Here is a 15,358-nt window from a genome sequence, read left to right as displayed (position 1 = left end):
GGTGGGGCAGCCCGAGGCGCGGTGGGGCGCGGCGCGGTGGGGCGAGGCGCGGTGGCCCGAGGCGCGGTGGGGCGGGAGCGGGTGGAAGGGGCGGCGGCGGGGTGAGGGTGGGCGGTGGGTGCGGGGGTGGCCACACAGCTTTGGGCCGGAGTATGTGTCGCTGGCCCATGTGCCGGAGAGCACACAGCTCGTAACTTCTTGCGCCATGACGGCAGAACCCGTGGCGGTCCCCCACGTCGTACAGGTCGACCTCGCCGGTCGGACCGCCCTGGTCACCGGGGGCGGCAGTGGCATCGGGCGTGCGTGCGCCCTGCGGCTGGGCGCGGCCGGCGCCAAGGTGCTCGTGGTGGACCGCAACCTGGAGGCGGCGAAAGAGGTGGCCGCCGAGGCCGGCGGCTGCGCCGAGGGCGTGGACCTGTCCGACGCCGCGGCGGTGGACCGCCTCGACGTGGACGTGGACATCGTGGTGAACAACGCCGGGCTGCAGCACGTCGCGCCGATGCAGGACTTTCCGGTCGAGCGCTTCGAGTACATCCAGCGGGTGATGGTGGAGGCGCCGTTCCTGCTGATCCGCCGGGCGCTGCCGCACATGTACGCCCGCGGCTGGGGTCGCATCGTCAACATCTCCTCGGTGCACGGGCTGCGCGCGTCGCCGTACAAGGCGGCCTACGTCTCGGCCAAGCACGCGCTGGAAGGGCTGTCGAAGGTGGTCGCCCTGGAGGGCGCCGCGCACGGGGTGACCGCCAACTGCATCAACCCGGCGTACGTGCGCACGCCGCTGGTGGAGAGCCAGATCGCCGACCAGGCGGCCAGCCACGGCATCGACGAGACCGAGGTGATCGAGAAGATCATGCTGGCCCGGGCCGCCATCAAGCGACTGATCGAACCGGAGGAGGTCGCCGAGCTGATGGCGTACCTCTGCTCGCCGCCGGCGGCGTTCATCACCGGCGCGTCGATCGCCCTCGACGGGGGCTGGACGGCCAACTAGTGGGCCCGAGCACAATGTCGACCATGTCTTCGCCGGTGGAGTTCCTGGAACTGCTCGCGCGGGAGGCCGCCGCGGTCGAGTTCGAGGGACCGTTGGTGGCCGCGCGCGCCGCTGGGCTGCCGCCCGACCGGCTGGCCGAGCTGGAGCAGGCCAAGTCGGTGGCGTTGCGGGTCCGCGCGCTGTTGGAGCGCCGACGCCGGCGCGAGACCGAGCTGTCCGGCCTGTACGACACGGTCAGTGACCTGGCCGGGCTGCGCGACCTGGACGACGTGTTGCGGGCGATCGTGCACCGGGCCCGCAACCTGCTCGGCGCGGACGTGGCCTACATGACGCTCAACGACGACGAGCGCGGCGACACCTACATGCGGGTGACCGACGGGTCGGTTTCGGCCCGCTTCCAGCGGCTGCGCCTGCCGATGGGTGCCGGCCTCGGTGGCCTGGTGGCCCAGTCCGGCGCGCCGTACGTCACCGCCAACTACGGCGAGGACGCGCGCTTCCACCACACCGGCGAGATCGACGCCGGGGTCGGGGAGGAGGGGCTGGTGGCGATCCTCGGTGTGCCGCTGCGGCTCGGCTCCACCTCGATCGGCGTGCTCTACGCGGCCAACCGCTCTGCCCGGCCGTTCGTCCGGGAGGAGGTGGCACTGCTGGTCTCGCTCGCCGCGCACGCGGCCGTGGCGATCGACACCGCCCGGCTGCTGACCGAGACGCGCTCGGCGCTGGGCGAGCTGTCGGCGGCGAACACCACCATCCGGGCGCACAGCAGCTCGGTGGAGCGGGCCGCGGCGGCGCACGACCGGATGACGGCGCTGGTGCTGCGCGGCGGCGGTGTGGAGGACGTGGCGGCCGCGGTGACCGAGGTGCTGGGCGGCGCGCTGCTGGCGTTGGACGCCGAGGGCCGCCTGCTGGCCCGGGTGGGCGAGATCGACGAGCCGGACCGGGCGGACATCGTGGAGGCGGTGGCGGCGTCGCGTACCGAGGGGCGCAGCGTGCGCCGCAGCCCGCTCTGGTACGCGGCGGTGGTCGCGGGCGCGGAGAACCTGGGTGCCCTCGTGCTGCGTCCGGACGACGAGTTGGTCGACGCCGACCAGCGGATCCTGGAGCGGGCCGCGTTGGTGACCGCGCTGTTGCTGTTGTTCCGCCGGACGGTCGCCGAGGCGGAGGGGCGGGTCCGGGGCGAGCTGCTGGACGACCTGATCGCCCGCCCGTTGCGGGACACCGACGCGTTGCGCAGTCGGGCCCGCCGACTCGGTGTGGACCTGGACGCGCCGCACGTGCTGGTGGCGGTGGGCGACGACGCGATCGCGGCGACGGGCTCGGCGAGACAGCGGGTGCTCTCCTGGGCCACCACGTACGCCTCGGCGCGCGGCGGGCTGGCCGCGGCGCGGGACGGCCGGGTGGTGCTGATGCTGCCGGGGCTGGACGCCGGTGGCAGTGCTCGCGCGGTCGCGCGGGACCTGTCCCGGGTGACCGGCCGACCGGTGACCGCCGGGGCGAGTGGCCCGTCGAACGGGCCGGCGGCGCTGGCCGCCACGTTCCACGAGGCGGACCGGTGCCTGACGGCGTTGGGCGCTCTGGGTCGCGCCGGGCAGGGCGCGAGCACCGCCGAGCTGGGCTTCGTCGGATTGCTGCTGGGCACGGTCGGTGATCGGGGCGAGAAGGACGTGACCCAGTTCCTCGCCACGACCGTCGGGCCGGTGGTCGACTACGACGCCCGGCGGGGCACGGCCCTGGTGAAGACGCTGGAGGCGTACTTCGGGGTGGGTGGCAGCCTGGCCCGGGCCGCCGAGCAGTTGCACGTGCACGTCAACACGGTGACCCAGCGGTTGGAGCGGGTCGGGCAACTGCTCGGCGTCGACTGGCAGCGGCCTGAGCGGGCGTTGGAGGTGCAGCTCGCGCTGCGCCTGCACCGGCTGCGCGCACCGGCCGGCTGACCGCCGCCGGTCAGCGGGCGGACCGAAGGCCCGCCGACCAGCGCGCCTGACCCGACGGACCCGCCCAGCGCGCCCGACCAGCGCCCGACCTGACGGACCCGCCCAGCGCGCCCGACCAGCGCCTGGCTCAACCGGCCCGACCAGCGCCCGACTCAGCGGACCTGGATGCCCTCCAGCACGGCGTCGACGACCCGCTCGGGCAGGGTCTGCTCGTCCAGGTCCGGGTTCCACTGGAGCACCCGTTGGATCAGCATCGGCCCGGTGAGCAGCGCCATCGTCACCTCGACGTCGATGTCGGCCCGGAGCACCCCCTCGTCGATGCCGCGCCGCAGCACCTCGCGCATGAGCTGCCGCCGGGGCGAGATGATGTTCTGGTAGAGCTGGAACTGGTCCGCGCTGCGGTTCACGGCCGGCGCCAGACAGGGCATGATCTTCGCCGCGCGAGGGTCGACGTTCTTGCCGATCGCGCCGACCAGCAGCACCAGGTCGTCGCGGACGGAGTGCCCGGCCGGCTGCGCCATGACGCCCTTGAGTCGCCGCAACGCGTCCAGCAGCAGGGCGTCCTTGCCGGCCCAGCGGCGGTAGATGGTGGCCTTGCCGACCCCGGCGCGGGCGGCGATCGCCTCGATCGACAGCGCCTCGATGGTGCTGCCCTCGGCGAGGAGGTCGAGGGTTGCCTCGATGATCGCCTCGTCGGCGCGGACGCTCCGCGGTCGCCCGGGCGACCGCGGAGCATCGGCAGTGGACGTCATGTCCGACATTCTTCCCGGACCTACGCCGTGCCGGCCAACTCGGGCTCGGCGACCGGCGCCGCCGGGGCGACGCTGGTGTCCTCCCGGCCCGGCATCCAGCGCAGCACCACGATGATCCCCAGTGCGGCGATCACCGCGGAGAGCCCGGCCGCCCAGTGCATGGCGGTGACGAAGGCGTCGTTGGCCGCCGAGATCAGCGCCGGTGCCGCCGGGCCGAGCTGGCCGGCCGCCGCGTACGCCCCGGAGATCGACTCGTTGGCCGCGTCGCGGGCCTGCGTGGGCAGGCCGGTCAGCGCGTCGCCGATGTCGCTGCGGTAGACCGCGGAGAGCACCGAGCCGAGGATCGCGACACCGAGGGCGCCGGCGACCTGGCGGATCGTGTTGCTGACCGCGGAGCCCACACCGGCCTTCTCCCGGGGCAGCGCCGACATGATCGACTCGGTGGCCGGCGGCATGATGTTGGCCATCCCGGCGCCCTGGATCAGGAAGACGAGCAGCACGACCCAGATCGGGGTGGAGGCGCCGATGAACACGAACGCGGCGAGCGACACCACGGTCAGCACCAACCCGACGGTGGCGACGGCCCGGCCGCCGTAACGGCGCACCATCGCGGCGCTGCGCGGCGCGAAGACCAGCTGCGCGCCGGCGAAGGGCAGGAAGAGCAGACCGGTCTGCAGCGGGCTGTAGCCCCGCACCAGTTGCAGGTAGAACGAGCCGAAGAACATCGAGCCCATCGCGGCGAAGAACACCAGGCCGACGATGGCGACCGGCGCGGCGAAGCGGGGCACCTTGAACAGCCGAACGTCCAGCGAGGGGTGGTCGCTGCGCCGCTCGTGCTGCACGAACCAGGCCAGCACCGCGATGCCGACCAGGATCGAACCCCAGGCCAGCGGGCGGCCGAAGCCGTGCTCGCCACCGTCGATGATGCCGTAGGAGAGGGCGACCAGGCCGACCACGGAGAGCAGCACACCGAGCACGTCGACGCGGCCCGGACGCGGGTCACGCGACTCGGGGACCAGCAGCCCCACCAGGATCACGCCGGCGATGACCACCGGCACGTTGATCAGGAAGACCGAACCCCACCAGAAGTGCTCCAGCAGCGCACCGCCGAGGATCGGGCCGATGGCCACCGCGAGACCGACCGCTCCGGCCCAGACGCCGATGGCCCGACCACGCTCTCGCGGGTCGAAGACGTTGGAGATGATCGACAGCGTCACCGGCATGATGGCCGCGCCGCCGACCCCCATCAGGGCGCGGGCCGCGATGAGCTGGCCGGGGCTCTGGGCGTACGCGGAGAGCAGCGACGCCAGGCCGAACAGCACCAGACCGATCATCAGGAAGCGCTTGCGGCCGGCCCGGTCACCGAGCACGCCGAAGGTGAACAGCAGCCCGGCGAAGACCAGGGTGTAGGAGTTGATGGACCACTCCAGCTCGCCCTGGCTGGCGCCGAGACCGTGCACCGGGTCGGCCAGGGTGCGCAGGGCGACGTTGAGGATCGTGTTGTCGAGGACGACCACGAGGAGGCTGATCACCAGCACCCCCAGGATCGCCCACCTCCTCGGGTGGCCCGTGTTGTTGTGCAGCTCCATGCCTGGTTTTCCCCCCACGCTTTTCCCGCGACGCAATACGATACGGGTCAGACTCGTAACGCGGGTCAGCCTACGACGTGCATTAACGATACGGCACCGATCCGTATCGTATGTGGTGGGCGTCACGCCCCGCAGCGCTCCCGAGGCACGCGGTGACGGCGGTCGGCAGCGAGTCGAGATGCGCAGCCGGCGCGGCGAGCGGCTCGATCCAACCCGGCCCCGCGCCGTACACCCGCAGGCGTGCGAAGTCCCGGGCAAAGCGCACCAGACGGTACGCGCGGCCGGTGACCGGCGTCTGCGACCAGAGCACGACGGTGTGCGGCCGCGCCCGGTACACCGCGCTGGTCAGCGCCGACCAGGGCAGCGCCGGACCGAGATTCAGACACCCGCGACCCTGTTCGCGCAGCGCGGCGGCCAGTGCCTGGAGGCCGAGGCTGTGCGCCTCCTTCTCGGCGCCGGCCAGCAGCACCCCGCCGGTGGGCAGTGACCGGCCCGGCTCCCGGCGGTGGACGTCCAACCCGACCCGGACTCCCTCGCAGAGGGCATGCTCGACGACGACCTCGGCGGCGGTACGCCCCGACAGCCCGGCCAGCAACGGACGACAGACCTGCTCCCAGAGCGCCGGCACGCCCCAGGCGTCGGCCAGCTCCAGCACCAGCGTCGCGACGGCGTTGCCGTCCAGGTCCTCGGCAGCAAGCGACACCTGCTTGTGCGCGATCTCCACGGCCTCGGCCGGCATCGGCTCGGTCAGCACCAGACGTACCCCCGGGTAGACGTTCCCTACCCGGGGGTTCGCTGAAACGGTGCGCGGCGGATGCGCCGGCGCGGGATTTACCGGCGGCGTGCCGCCAGCCGATGGGCCAGCGCGGCGACGCTGCCCCAGATACCGCGCCGGAACAGCACCACCACCAGGACGAAGATGCCGCCGGTCACCAGGCCGATCGCCTCGAACCCGGAGAACGACAGCCAGTCCTCCAGCCGCACCACGATGCCGGCGCCGAGGACACCACCCCAGAGGGTGCCGATGCCACCGAGCACCACCACGATGACCGCCTTGCCGGAGGTGGTCCAGTGCAGCACGTCCAGCGAGACGAACCGGTGGCCGACCGCGAACAGCCCGCCGCCGAGGCCGGCGATGAACCCGGAGAGCACGAACGCGGTGAGCTTGTAGCGGTGCACCGGGTAGCCCAACGCCCGCGCCCGGGCCGGATTGTCCCGGATACCGACCAGCACCCGGCCGAACGGCGAGTGCACGATCCGCCAGGCGGCGGCCAGCCCGAGCAGCACGATCGGCAGGATCGCGTAGTAGAAGAAGTAGTCGTCGGTCAGATCCAGGCCGAAGAACGACCGCGGCACACCCTGGAGACCGTTCTCCCCCTGGGTGACCGAGCGCCACTCGTTGGCCACGTAGTAGACCATCTGCGCGAAGGCCAGGGTCACCATGGCGAAGTAGATGCCGGTCCGCTTGACCGCCAGGTAACCGATCGGCACCGCCAGAACGGCCGCGGCGAGCGCCCCGGCCAGCACCGCCAGCGGAAACGGCAGGCCCGCGTGGATGGCCACCAACCCGGTGACGTACGCCGAGGTGCCCCAGAACGCGGCGTGACCGAAGGACATCAGCCCGGTGAAGCCGAGCAGCAGGTCCACCGCGACGGCGAACAGCGCCCAGCAGAGGATGTCCACCGCGACCGCCGGGTACAGGCCGTTGGGCAGCCACGCCGCCACGGCCAGTCCGACCGCGAGCAGCGCGTACCGCACCCAGCCGGGAGCGCGGGCCACGGCGATCAGCCCGGACGGTGGCGTCGAGCGGGACGCGTCGGTGGCAGTGTCCACAGTGCTGGTCATGCGGGAGCCTCCTCACGACCGAACAGGCCAGCCGGGCGCCAGAGCAGCACGCCGGCCATCACGACGAAGACGATGGTCTGCGAGACGATCGGGAAGGCGGACAGGTAGGCCTCACCCCACGCCTGCACCAGGCCGATGCCGAAGCCGGCAGCGACCGAACCGAAGATCGAGCCCAGCCCGCCGATCACGACCACCGCGAACACCACGATGATCAGGTCGGCCCCCATCAGCGGGTTGACCGCGCGCATCGGTGCGGCCAGCACACCGGCCAGACCGGCCAGCCCGATCCCGAAGCCGAAGACCGGTGTCACCCACCGTCCGACGTCGATGCCGAAGGCGCGGGTCAGGTCCGGCCGCTCGGTGGACGCCCGGACCACCATGCCGATCCGGGTACGGGTGAGCACCCACCACACCGCGACGCAGAGCAGCACCGCGAAGCCGAGGATGAACACCCGGTACGTCGGGAAGTCGAAGAGGCCGAAGTTGACCGACCCGCTCAACAGCGACGGGGTCTCGTACGGGCTGGACTGCACGCCGTAGCGCAGTTTCACCAGGTCCTGAAGGATCAGCGTGAGGCCGAAGGTGAGCAGGAAGTTGTAGAGCGGGTCGAGCCTGGTCAGCCGGTGGATCACCGCGCGTTCCAGCGCCATGCCGAGCAGACCCAGCCCCACCGGCATGATCACCAGGGCTGCCCAGAACGGCACGCCCGCCTCGGTGAGCAGCACGTACGCCCCGAACGCGCCGAGCATGTAGAACGCGCCGTGCGCGAAGTTGACCACCCGCAGCATCCCGAAGATGACGGCGAGCCCGAGGGCGAGCAGGGCGTAGAACGCCCCGCTCACCAACCCGTTGAACGTGTTCTGCGCGAAGCCGCTCACAGCGAGCCGCTCACAGCGATGCAGTCGTTTCGCGACTGCGGGGCTCGCAACACCGGCTCACTCCTCGCGCTCACAGCTTGCAGTCCGCGGAGGGCGCGCGGAACGCCTCCGCGGCGGGGATCGTCTTGAGCACCTTCACGTAGTCCCACGGCTCGGTGACCTCGGCCTGCGGCTTCACCTGGGCCAGGTACGCGTCGTGCACCACCCGGTGGTCCTCCGCGCGGATCTTGCCGTTGCGCAGGAAGACGTCCTCGACCGTCTTGCCCTCCAGGCCCTTGACCACGGCGTCCGCGTCGTCGGTGCCGGCGGCCTGCACCGCCTCCAGGTACTGCAACGCCGCCGAGTAGTTGGCCGCGTGCGCGAACGTCGGCCGGGTGCCGGCCTTCTGCTGGAAGCGGTCGGCGAACTCCCGGTTCTTCGCGTCGAAGTTCCAGTACCAGGCATCGGTGTACGTGGTGCCGGCCAGCGCGGCCGGGGTGAGCGAGTGGATGTCGGTGAGGAACATCAGCCCCACCGCCAGGCCGACGCCCTTCTCCCGCAGCTTGAACTCGTTGTACTGCTTGACCACGTTGACCAGCTCCGCGCCGGCCTGCATGGTGCCCAGCACGTTCGGCTTCGGGTCCAGGTTCGGCGCCTTGAGCAGGAACGTGGAGAAGTCACCACTGGTGTTCGGGAACGGCGCGCCGTCCTTGCCCACCACCGTGCCGCCGGCCGCCGTGATCGCGCTGGAGAAGCTCTTCTCCATGTCCTGACCGAAGGCGTAGTTCGGGTACAGGATGTACCAGTTCTTGCCGATCTGCTCGGTGGTGGTCTTCCCGGTGCCGTTGGCCAGCATGTACGTGTCGTACGCGTAGTGGAACGTGTACTTGTTGCAGCTCTTGCCGGTCAGGTCGGTGGTCGCCGCGCCGATGTTGAAGTAGAGCTTCTTCTTCTCCTTCGCCACGTCGGCGACCTTCAGCGCCGCCGACGAGGTGGGCACGTCCAGGATCAGGTCGACGCCCTTGCGGTCGTACATCTCCTGGGCCTTGGAGTTGGCCACGTCCGGCTTGTTCTGGTGGTCGGCGGTCTCCACGGTGATGTCCCTGGTCACCGCCTTGTCGCCGTACTTCGCGGTGAAGTCGGCGATGGCCAGCTCGACCGCCGCCACCGAGTTCTTCCCGGACAGCTCCGAGTACGCCCCGGACTGGTCGTTGAGCACGCCCAGCACGATCTTGTCGCCGGTCAGTTTCTGGTCGCCACCCGACTGGGGGCCACCGCCGCCGCAACCGGCGACCAGCACCACCGCGGCTGACGCCACGGCCACACCCATCGTCCTGCGCATGCCCACTCCATCCATCCCGCGCGTCGTCGCGCGGGTCGTCGTTGACAGATTCAGATCCCGAGGTACGCGAGCAGTTCGCGTTCGCGCGAGCGCACCTCGGAGTTGTCCATCGCCTCGGCGACACGCCCCTCGGCCAGCAGGTAGTGCCGGTCGGCGACGCCCGTGGCGAAGTGCAGGTTCTGTTCGACCAGCAGCACGGTCACCCCGTGCCGCTTGGCCTCGCGCAGCAGCTCACCGACCTGCTGCACCAGCAGTGGCGACAGCCCTTCGGTGGGCTCGTCGCAGAGCAGCAGCCGGGCACCCATCCGCAGCACCCGGGCCAGCGCGAGCATCTGCTGCTCACCGCCGGAGAGCATGGTGGCCGCGGAGTCCCGCCGGGTGTAGAGGGCGGGAAACGCCTCGTACACCCGCTCCAGCGACCACGGGTCGGGGCCCACCGTGGGCGGCAGGGTGAGGTTCTCGGTGACGGTCAGGGTGGCGTAGCTGCCCCGGTCGTCCGGCACCCAGCCCAGCCCCAGGCGGGCCCGCTTGTGCGCCGGGAGCCGGGAGATGTCGCGGCCGTCCAGCTCGACAGTGCCGCGCTGGCCGGCGTGCAAACCCATCACGCAGCGCAGCAGAGTGGACTTGCCGGCACCGTTGCGCCCGACCAGGGTGACCACCTCACCGGCGGCGACCTCGAGGCTGACCTCGCGGAGCACCTGCGCCTCGCCGTAGGAGGCGGAGAGGTTCTCAATGCGCAGCATCAGCGGCTCCCAGGTAGGCGGTGATCACGCGCTCGTCGGCCCGGACCTGCTCGTACGGGCCCTCGACGAGGACCTTGCCGGCCTGTAGGACGGTGACGGTGTCGGCGAGTCGGCCGACCACGCTCATGTTGTGCTCGACCATCACCACGGTCCGGCCCTGGCGAACCCGGCTGATCAGCTCGACGGTGCGGTCCACGTCCTCCATGCCCATCCCGGCGGTCGGCTCGTCGAGCAGCAGCACCTTCGGGTCCAGCGCCAGGGCGATGGCCAGTTCCAGGGCCCGCTTGCGCCCGTACGCCAACGACTCGGACGGGGCCTGCGCCAGGTCGGCCAGCCCCACCATGGCCAGCAACTCGTCAGCCCGCTCGGTGTAGCGACCCATCAGCTTCGCCGACCGCCAGAACCGCCAGCCCAGCCCGCTGGGCGACTGGAGGGCCAGCGCGACGTGCTCCCGGGCGGAGAGCTGCGGGAAGAGGCTGGTGATCTGGAACGAGCGGGCCACCCCGAGCCGGGCCACCCGCTCCGGGGGCAGGCCGGTGACGTCGCGGCCGTCCAGCTCGATCCGCCCGGCGCTGGGGCGCAGGAAGCCGGTGAGCAGGTTGAACAGGGTGGTCTTGCCCGCACCGTTCGGGCCGACCAGCGCGTGCACGCTCTCCGGCGCGACGTCGAGGTCGACGTCGTCGACCGCCCGGAAGCCCCGGAAGTCGCGGGTCAGCCCACGGGCCGACAGGAGCGCTTTCCCGGCCATCGCCTCATCCTCCGCACGGTCGCCGCGACGGTCGGTTCGGTGACCGTGGTCACAGGGCCGTCGCGTGGACGAAACCTACGGCGGGCCGCACGAGTCGAGCCATGTCGATGGGCTCCATATTCGACCGGTCAATGACGTGCGCGGACTCCACTGCACCGCGCCTCCGACTTGACCGGTCCTCCTAGATTGAAGATCCACACAGCCCAGCGGAAGGTCCCCACCCCATGCCCGTCGGCTTCACCATGGCGATCGTCTTCGCCGTCGCCCTGGCGGTCAGCGCCGTCCTGGCTCTCGCCACGCCCGCGCGGCCACTGAAGCGGATGGCCGCTCTCGCGGCGCTCGTCTTCCTCTCGCTCACCCTGCTGGTGGGTGTCGTCTCCAGCGCCCACTCGGTGCCCATCCGGTCGGTCGGCATCGTCACCAGCTTCGGCAAGCCCACCGGCGAGGTGACCGGTTCCGGCCTGAAGTGGGTGGCGCCGTGGCAGAAGGTCGGCGAGTGGGACGCCGGCCGGCAGAAGTACGACCACATCGGCGGCAACAACTGCGTACGGGTCCGCACCGGCACGCTCGCCGACGCCTGCGTCGAGGTGCTCATCGAGTGGCAGGTCAAGCCGGAGAACGCGCCGAAGCAGTTCATGGACTACAAGGGCGACTTCGACAGCTTCCGGGGCCAGCGGGTGGGTGTGCAGCTCGACAGCGCGACCAACGACGCGTTCGCCGCGTACAACCCGCTGGAGAAGATCGACGCCCAGACCGGCGACCTCAACGTGGACCTGAAGCCGTTCGCCGCGAACATCAAGACCAGCGCGGAGACCCGACTCGCCACCGATGTGGACATCCTCTCGGTGACCATCACCCGGGTGAACCACGACGACAAGACCGAGGGCAACATCAAGGCGTTCCAGGACAAGCTGGCGCAGACCCGCAACCTGGAGCAGGACCGCAAGAACGCGGAGATCTCCAAGCAGATCACCGAGACCAACGCGAAGGTCGACAAGGTGACCCGCTGTCTGGAGATCGCCGAGAAGAACGGCGCCAACCCGGGGCTCTGCATCAACCCGGGCATCGTCACCGGCAAGTGACGGAGAAGCCGGCCCACCCGTAGCGGGTGGGCCGGCTTCCGCGTCATGTCCGGCTGTCGTCCATTCCCAGGAGAAGAGACCTGGCAGGGTAGATCTTGGACAGTTTCCGTTCGGGCCGAACGGAAACTGTCCAAGATCTACAGGTGTGGCGGACGTCCGGGCTCGGGTTCGAGGCAGTTGCCCCTATTCCTCCGTTCAGGGATCCGCCACGGCAGGTAGGCCGCGGCCGTCCCGGCGAGACTGCCGGCGGACAGGGCGAAGGCCAGCGGGAAGAACAGGTCCCATGGCGCCCGCAGCCCGTCTTCGAGCACGAAGCCCACCACCAGGAACGCTGCGGCGGTGACCGCGAACATGAGCGTCACGCGCAGTCGGAATCCTCGGCGAATCCGTGGTGTCCCATAGGCCGTGAGGGCGGCGACGCCCGCGTGCTCGGCCCACCCGAAGCCGACAGCTGCCAGGCAGCACGCCAGTCCGAAGAGCACACCCAGCACCGAATCGACGGCGGCGCTCCGCAACGCCCTGGCGAGCGGCGGATCAGGAATGCCTGACTCCCCGGTGAAGACCAGGCGGCCCGCTCGGCCGTATGCCCAGCCCGGCACGACCGAACCCGCGGGGTGGGACTCGCGGTGCCCGGCGGCATCTGCTTCCACCCGTCGAGTATCGGCCCGCGTTGAGCCGGTGTCGACCTGCCGAAGAGCCCGGTGTCCCTCGCAAACTCGTCGATTCCGACAGCACTCGCCGACCAACTGCTGCGGCCACCGGGCCACGTTGCCGGCCGACCTCGGCTCAGGCCAGGGTGACCACCCAACGGGCACCCTCGCCCCGGGCCAGCCGCTCGAACGCCGTGGGCGCCTCGTCCAACGGCACCGTGCCGCTGACCAGTACGCCCAGATCCAGCGAGCCGTCGGCCAGCCCGGCGGCCAGCACGGGCACCTCACGATCCGGGTCGGACGAGCCGTACACGGAGGAGCGCAGCGTGCGGGCGGAGTGGAAGACGTCGAGCGCGCCGAGGCTGAGCATGTCGTCCTTGGCACCCATGCCGACCACGGTCACCGCTCCCCCGCGTCGGGTGAGTCGCCAGGCCGCCCGGATGGTCGCCGCCCGCCCGACGCACTCGAAGGCGTGGTCGACGCCCCGACTCTCGGTGCGTGCCCGTACCTCCTTGGAGAGCCGGTCGTCGGAGAGCAGGAAGTCGGTCGCGCCGGCGGCCATGGCCAGGTCGCGCTTGGCCTCGGCGACGTCGACGGCCAGGATCGTGGTGGCGCCGGCCCGGCGGGCCGCGGAGAGCACGGCGAGCCCGACCCCGCCGAGGCCGATCACCGCCACCGACTCGCCGGGAGCCACCCGGGCGGTGTTGCCGACCGCGCCGACGCCGGTCAGCACCGCGCAGCCGAGCAGCGCGGCCCGCTCCGGGGGCAGACCGGCGGGAATCGGGATGACGGCGTTGTCGGGCACCACCACCGCTTCGGCGAGCGCGCCGAGGCCGAGGGTCAGGTGCAGCGGGAGGCCGTCGTCGGTCTCGCCGCGCGGCACGGTCGGGGACGTGGTGTTGGCGCAGAGCCACGGCTCGTCGCGCCGGCACCACCAGCAGGAACGGCAGGCCGGCGCCCAGTTGAGCACCACCGGGGTGCCGACCGCCAGCCGGCTGCCGGGCCCGGTCTCGGCCACCACCCCGGTCGCCTCGTGCCCCAGCACCAGCGGGAACCTCGCGGCGAGGGTGCCGTTCACCATGGACAGGTCGGAGTGGCAGACGCCGGCGGCGCGGATCGTCACCCGCACCTCGCCGGGGCCGGGCGCGGGCAGGCGTACCTGCTCGATTCGCAGCTCGGCACCGGATCGGCGGGCGACGAGCGCGCGGACGGTGACCGGCGCGCCCGCCGGCTCGCTGGCACCGCCCGGCGCGACCGGGGACGGCTCGGCACCGCCCGGCGCGGCCGGGAACGACTCGGGGGCGCTCATCGCTGGATCGCCTTCAGCTCGCAGAACTCGGCGAGGCCGTGCACGCCCAGCTCCCGGCCCAGGCCCGACTGCTTGTAGCCGCCGAACGGGGCGAGCGGGTTGAACGAGGCGCCGTTGATGTCGACCGCCCCGGTGCGCAGCCGGCGGGCCACCGCGAGCGCGGCCTCGGTGTCGGTGGACCAGACCGCGCCGGCCAGCCCGTACTTCGAGTTGTTGGCGATGGCGACCGCCTCGTCGGTGTCGGCGAACGGGAGGACGGCGAGCACCGGGCCGAAGACCTCCTCCTGGGCGAGCGCGCTGTCGGGGTGCACGTCGGCGAAGACGGTCGGGGCGACGAAGTGCCCCGCGGACGGCACCGGGGCGTCGGGTCCACCGGCGACCAGTCGGGCGCCGTCGGCGAGTGCCCGGTCGATGTGGCCGCGGACCCGCTCGGCCTGGGCGGCGGAGACCAGCGGGCCGAGGCGGGTGGCCGGGTCGAACGGGTCGCCGAGCCGGTAGCCGGCCACCGCCGTGGCGATGAGGTCGAGTGCTTCGTCGTACCGGTCGCGGTGCACCAGCATCCGGGTCCACGCGGTGCAGGTCTGCCCGGAGTTGAGCAGGGCGTTGCCGACGCCCACCTTGACCGCGGTGGCCAGGTCGGCGTCGGGGAGGATCACGTTGGCGGACTTGCCGCCCAGTTCCAGCGCGACCCGGGCGATCCGGTCGGCGGCCAGCCGCATGATCCGCGCGCCGGTGACGGTGGAGCCGGTGAACGAGACGAGGTCGACGTCGGGGTGCCCGGCCAGGGCCTCGCCGACCACCGGCCCGGTGCCGGGGACCAGGTTGAGCACCCCCGGCGGCAGGCCCGCCTCGGTGACCGCGTCGAAGAGCAGGTACGCGGTCAACGGGGTCAACTCGCTGGGCTTGAGCACCACCGTGCAACCGGCGGCGAGCGCGGGCGCCAGTTTTGCCATCACCTGGTGCAGCGGGTAGTTCCACGGGGTGATCGCGCCGACCACGCCGACCGGCTCGCGGACGACGAGGGAGTTGCCGATCGTCTCGTCGACCGGTGCGCGGGCGGCGAGCGTGACGTGGTCGCGCAGCACGGTCAACGGCAGGCCGACCTGCACCCGGGTGGCGAGCTTGAGCGGCGAGCCCAGCTCGACGGCGATGGTGCGGGCGAGGTCGTCGGCGCGTGCGGCGAGCGCGGTGTGCAGCCGGTCGAGGTGGCCGGAACGCTCGGCGGGAGAGGTGGCCGACCAGCCGGGGAAGGCGGCGCGGGCCGCGGCCACGGCGCGGTCCACGTCGGCCGGGGTGCCGGCCGGCACGTGCCCGATCAGCTCGCCGGTGCTCGGGTTTTCCACGTCGATCAGGTCGGTGCCGGCGGGAGACGACCATTCGCCGCCCAGGTGCAGGTGGCGTCGGAGGCGCAGGGCGTCGGACAGCGGCGACGGCGGGGCGGCGAGGTCCATGTCGTCCCTTCGGGGGGGTGGTCGATGGGGGTCGCGACGGGCGATGTAACTAGCGCTGGGAGTTTGGA

The 15,358-nt window shown here is 71.8% G+C and carries 14 protein-coding genes; 3 read left to right on the top strand and 11 right to left on the bottom strand.

The genetic code is table 11. The features are described from left to right. Positions 1 to 205 precede the first annotated feature (205 nt). Both LADH09A_RS25360 and LADH09A_RS25355 read left to right on the top strand, forming a co-directional pair. A complete protein-coding gene (locus LADH09A_RS25360) occupies positions 206 to 988 on the top strand; it encodes a 3-hydroxybutyrate dehydrogenase (protein WP_238648014.1) in 783 nt (260 codons plus the stop codon). Positions 989 to 1,002: 14 nt separating this feature from the next. After that, complete coding sequence (locus LADH09A_RS25355) at positions 1,003 to 2,922, top strand: helix-turn-helix domain-containing protein (RefSeq protein WP_238648013.1); 1,920 nt, start codon at positions 1,003 to 1,005, stop codon at positions 2,920 to 2,922. A 152-nt stretch (positions 2,923 to 3,074) separates the two neighbouring features. On the opposite strand, the gene LADH09A_RS25350 is transcribed toward LADH09A_RS25355, so the two are convergent. From LADH09A_RS25350 to LADH09A_RS25315, 8 genes are all read right to left on the bottom strand, one after another. After that, positions 3,075 to 3,683, bottom strand: a complete 609-nt coding sequence (locus LADH09A_RS25350) for a TetR/AcrR family transcriptional regulator (RefSeq protein WP_238648012.1) — start codon at positions 3,681 to 3,683, stop codon at positions 3,075 to 3,077. Positions 3,684 to 3,694: 11 nt separating this feature from the next. After that, the gene (locus LADH09A_RS25345) at positions 3,695 to 5,263 is read right to left on the bottom strand and encodes an MFS transporter (RefSeq protein ID WP_238648011.1); all 1,569 of its coding nucleotides are present in this window, start codon (positions 5,261 to 5,263) and stop codon (positions 3,695 to 3,697) included. Between the two features lie 82 nt (positions 5,264 to 5,345). After that, positions 5,346 to 6,017, bottom strand: a complete 672-nt coding sequence (locus LADH09A_RS25340) for a transcriptional regulator (protein WP_238648010.1) — start codon at positions 6,015 to 6,017, stop codon at positions 5,346 to 5,348. Positions 6,018 to 6,094: 77 nt separating this feature from the next. Then, positions 6,095 to 7,108, bottom strand: coding sequence for a branched-chain amino acid ABC transporter permease (locus tag LADH09A_RS25335; protein ID WP_238648008.1), 1,014 nt, complete (start codon positions 7,106 to 7,108; stop codon positions 6,095 to 6,097). After that, positions 7,105 to 7,986, bottom strand: a complete 882-nt coding sequence (locus LADH09A_RS25330) for a branched-chain amino acid ABC transporter permease (protein WP_238648007.1) — start codon at positions 7,984 to 7,986, stop codon at positions 7,105 to 7,107. Before LADH09A_RS25330 ends, LADH09A_RS25335 begins: the two co-directional genes overlap by 4 nt. 70 nt (positions 7,987 to 8,056) lie before the next feature. Beyond that, positions 8,057 to 9,307 carry an ABC transporter substrate-binding protein gene (locus LADH09A_RS25325; protein ID WP_372492348.1) on the bottom strand — a complete coding sequence of 417 codons (1,251 nt, stop codon included), beginning with the start codon at positions 9,305 to 9,307 and terminating at the stop codon, positions 8,057 to 8,059. A gap of 50 nt (positions 9,308 to 9,357) precedes the next feature. Next, positions 9,358 to 10,050 (bottom strand): ABC transporter ATP-binding protein, encoded by a 693-nt coding sequence (locus LADH09A_RS25320; RefSeq protein ID WP_238648005.1) that lies wholly within the window; start codon positions 10,048 to 10,050, stop codon positions 9,358 to 9,360. Continuing rightward, positions 10,037 to 10,798, bottom strand: coding sequence for an ABC transporter ATP-binding protein (locus tag LADH09A_RS25315; RefSeq protein ID WP_238648003.1), 762 nt, complete (start codon positions 10,796 to 10,798; stop codon positions 10,037 to 10,039). Before LADH09A_RS25315 ends, LADH09A_RS25320 begins: the two co-directional genes overlap by 14 nt. 224 nt (positions 10,799 to 11,022) lie before the next feature. On the opposite strand from LADH09A_RS25315, the gene LADH09A_RS25310 reads away from it, so the two are divergent. Next, the gene (locus LADH09A_RS25310) at positions 11,023 to 11,880 is read left to right on the top strand and encodes an SPFH domain-containing protein (protein WP_238648002.1); all 858 of its coding nucleotides are present in this window, start codon (positions 11,023 to 11,025) and stop codon (positions 11,878 to 11,880) included. A 137-nt stretch (positions 11,881 to 12,017) separates the two neighbouring features. Here the strand turns inward: LADH09A_RS25310 and LADH09A_RS25305 are convergent, their stop codons facing one another. The 3 genes from LADH09A_RS25305 to LADH09A_RS25295 all read right to left on the bottom strand — a co-directional run bounded on the left by LADH09A_RS25305 (position 12,018) and on the right by LADH09A_RS25295 (position 15,290). Beyond that, on the bottom strand, positions 12,018 to 12,530 hold the full coding sequence (locus LADH09A_RS25305; protein WP_238648001.1) for a hypothetical protein: 513 nt from the start codon (positions 12,528 to 12,530) through the stop codon (positions 12,018 to 12,020). 136 nt (positions 12,531 to 12,666) lie between these two features. Further along, entirely contained in the window at positions 12,667 to 13,839 is a 1,173-nt protein-coding gene (locus LADH09A_RS25300; RefSeq protein ID WP_238648000.1) for an alcohol dehydrogenase catalytic domain-containing protein, read from the bottom strand. Beyond that, positions 13,836 to 15,290: an aldehyde dehydrogenase family protein gene (locus tag LADH09A_RS25295; protein WP_238647999.1), complete on the bottom strand. Its 1,455-nt coding sequence runs from the start codon at positions 15,288 to 15,290 to the stop codon at positions 13,836 to 13,838. Before LADH09A_RS25295 ends, LADH09A_RS25300 begins: the two co-directional genes overlap by 4 nt. Between the last annotated feature and the right edge of the window lie 68 nt (positions 15,291 to 15,358).

Source organism: Micromonospora cabrerizensis (assembly GCF_022230955.1).
Taxonomy (GTDB): domain Bacteria; phylum Actinomycetota; class Actinomycetes; order Mycobacteriales; family Micromonosporaceae; genus Micromonospora; species Micromonospora cabrerizensis.
Note: the sequence above shows the minus strand (reverse complement) of the source record. Positions and strands in the feature narration are given on the sequence as shown.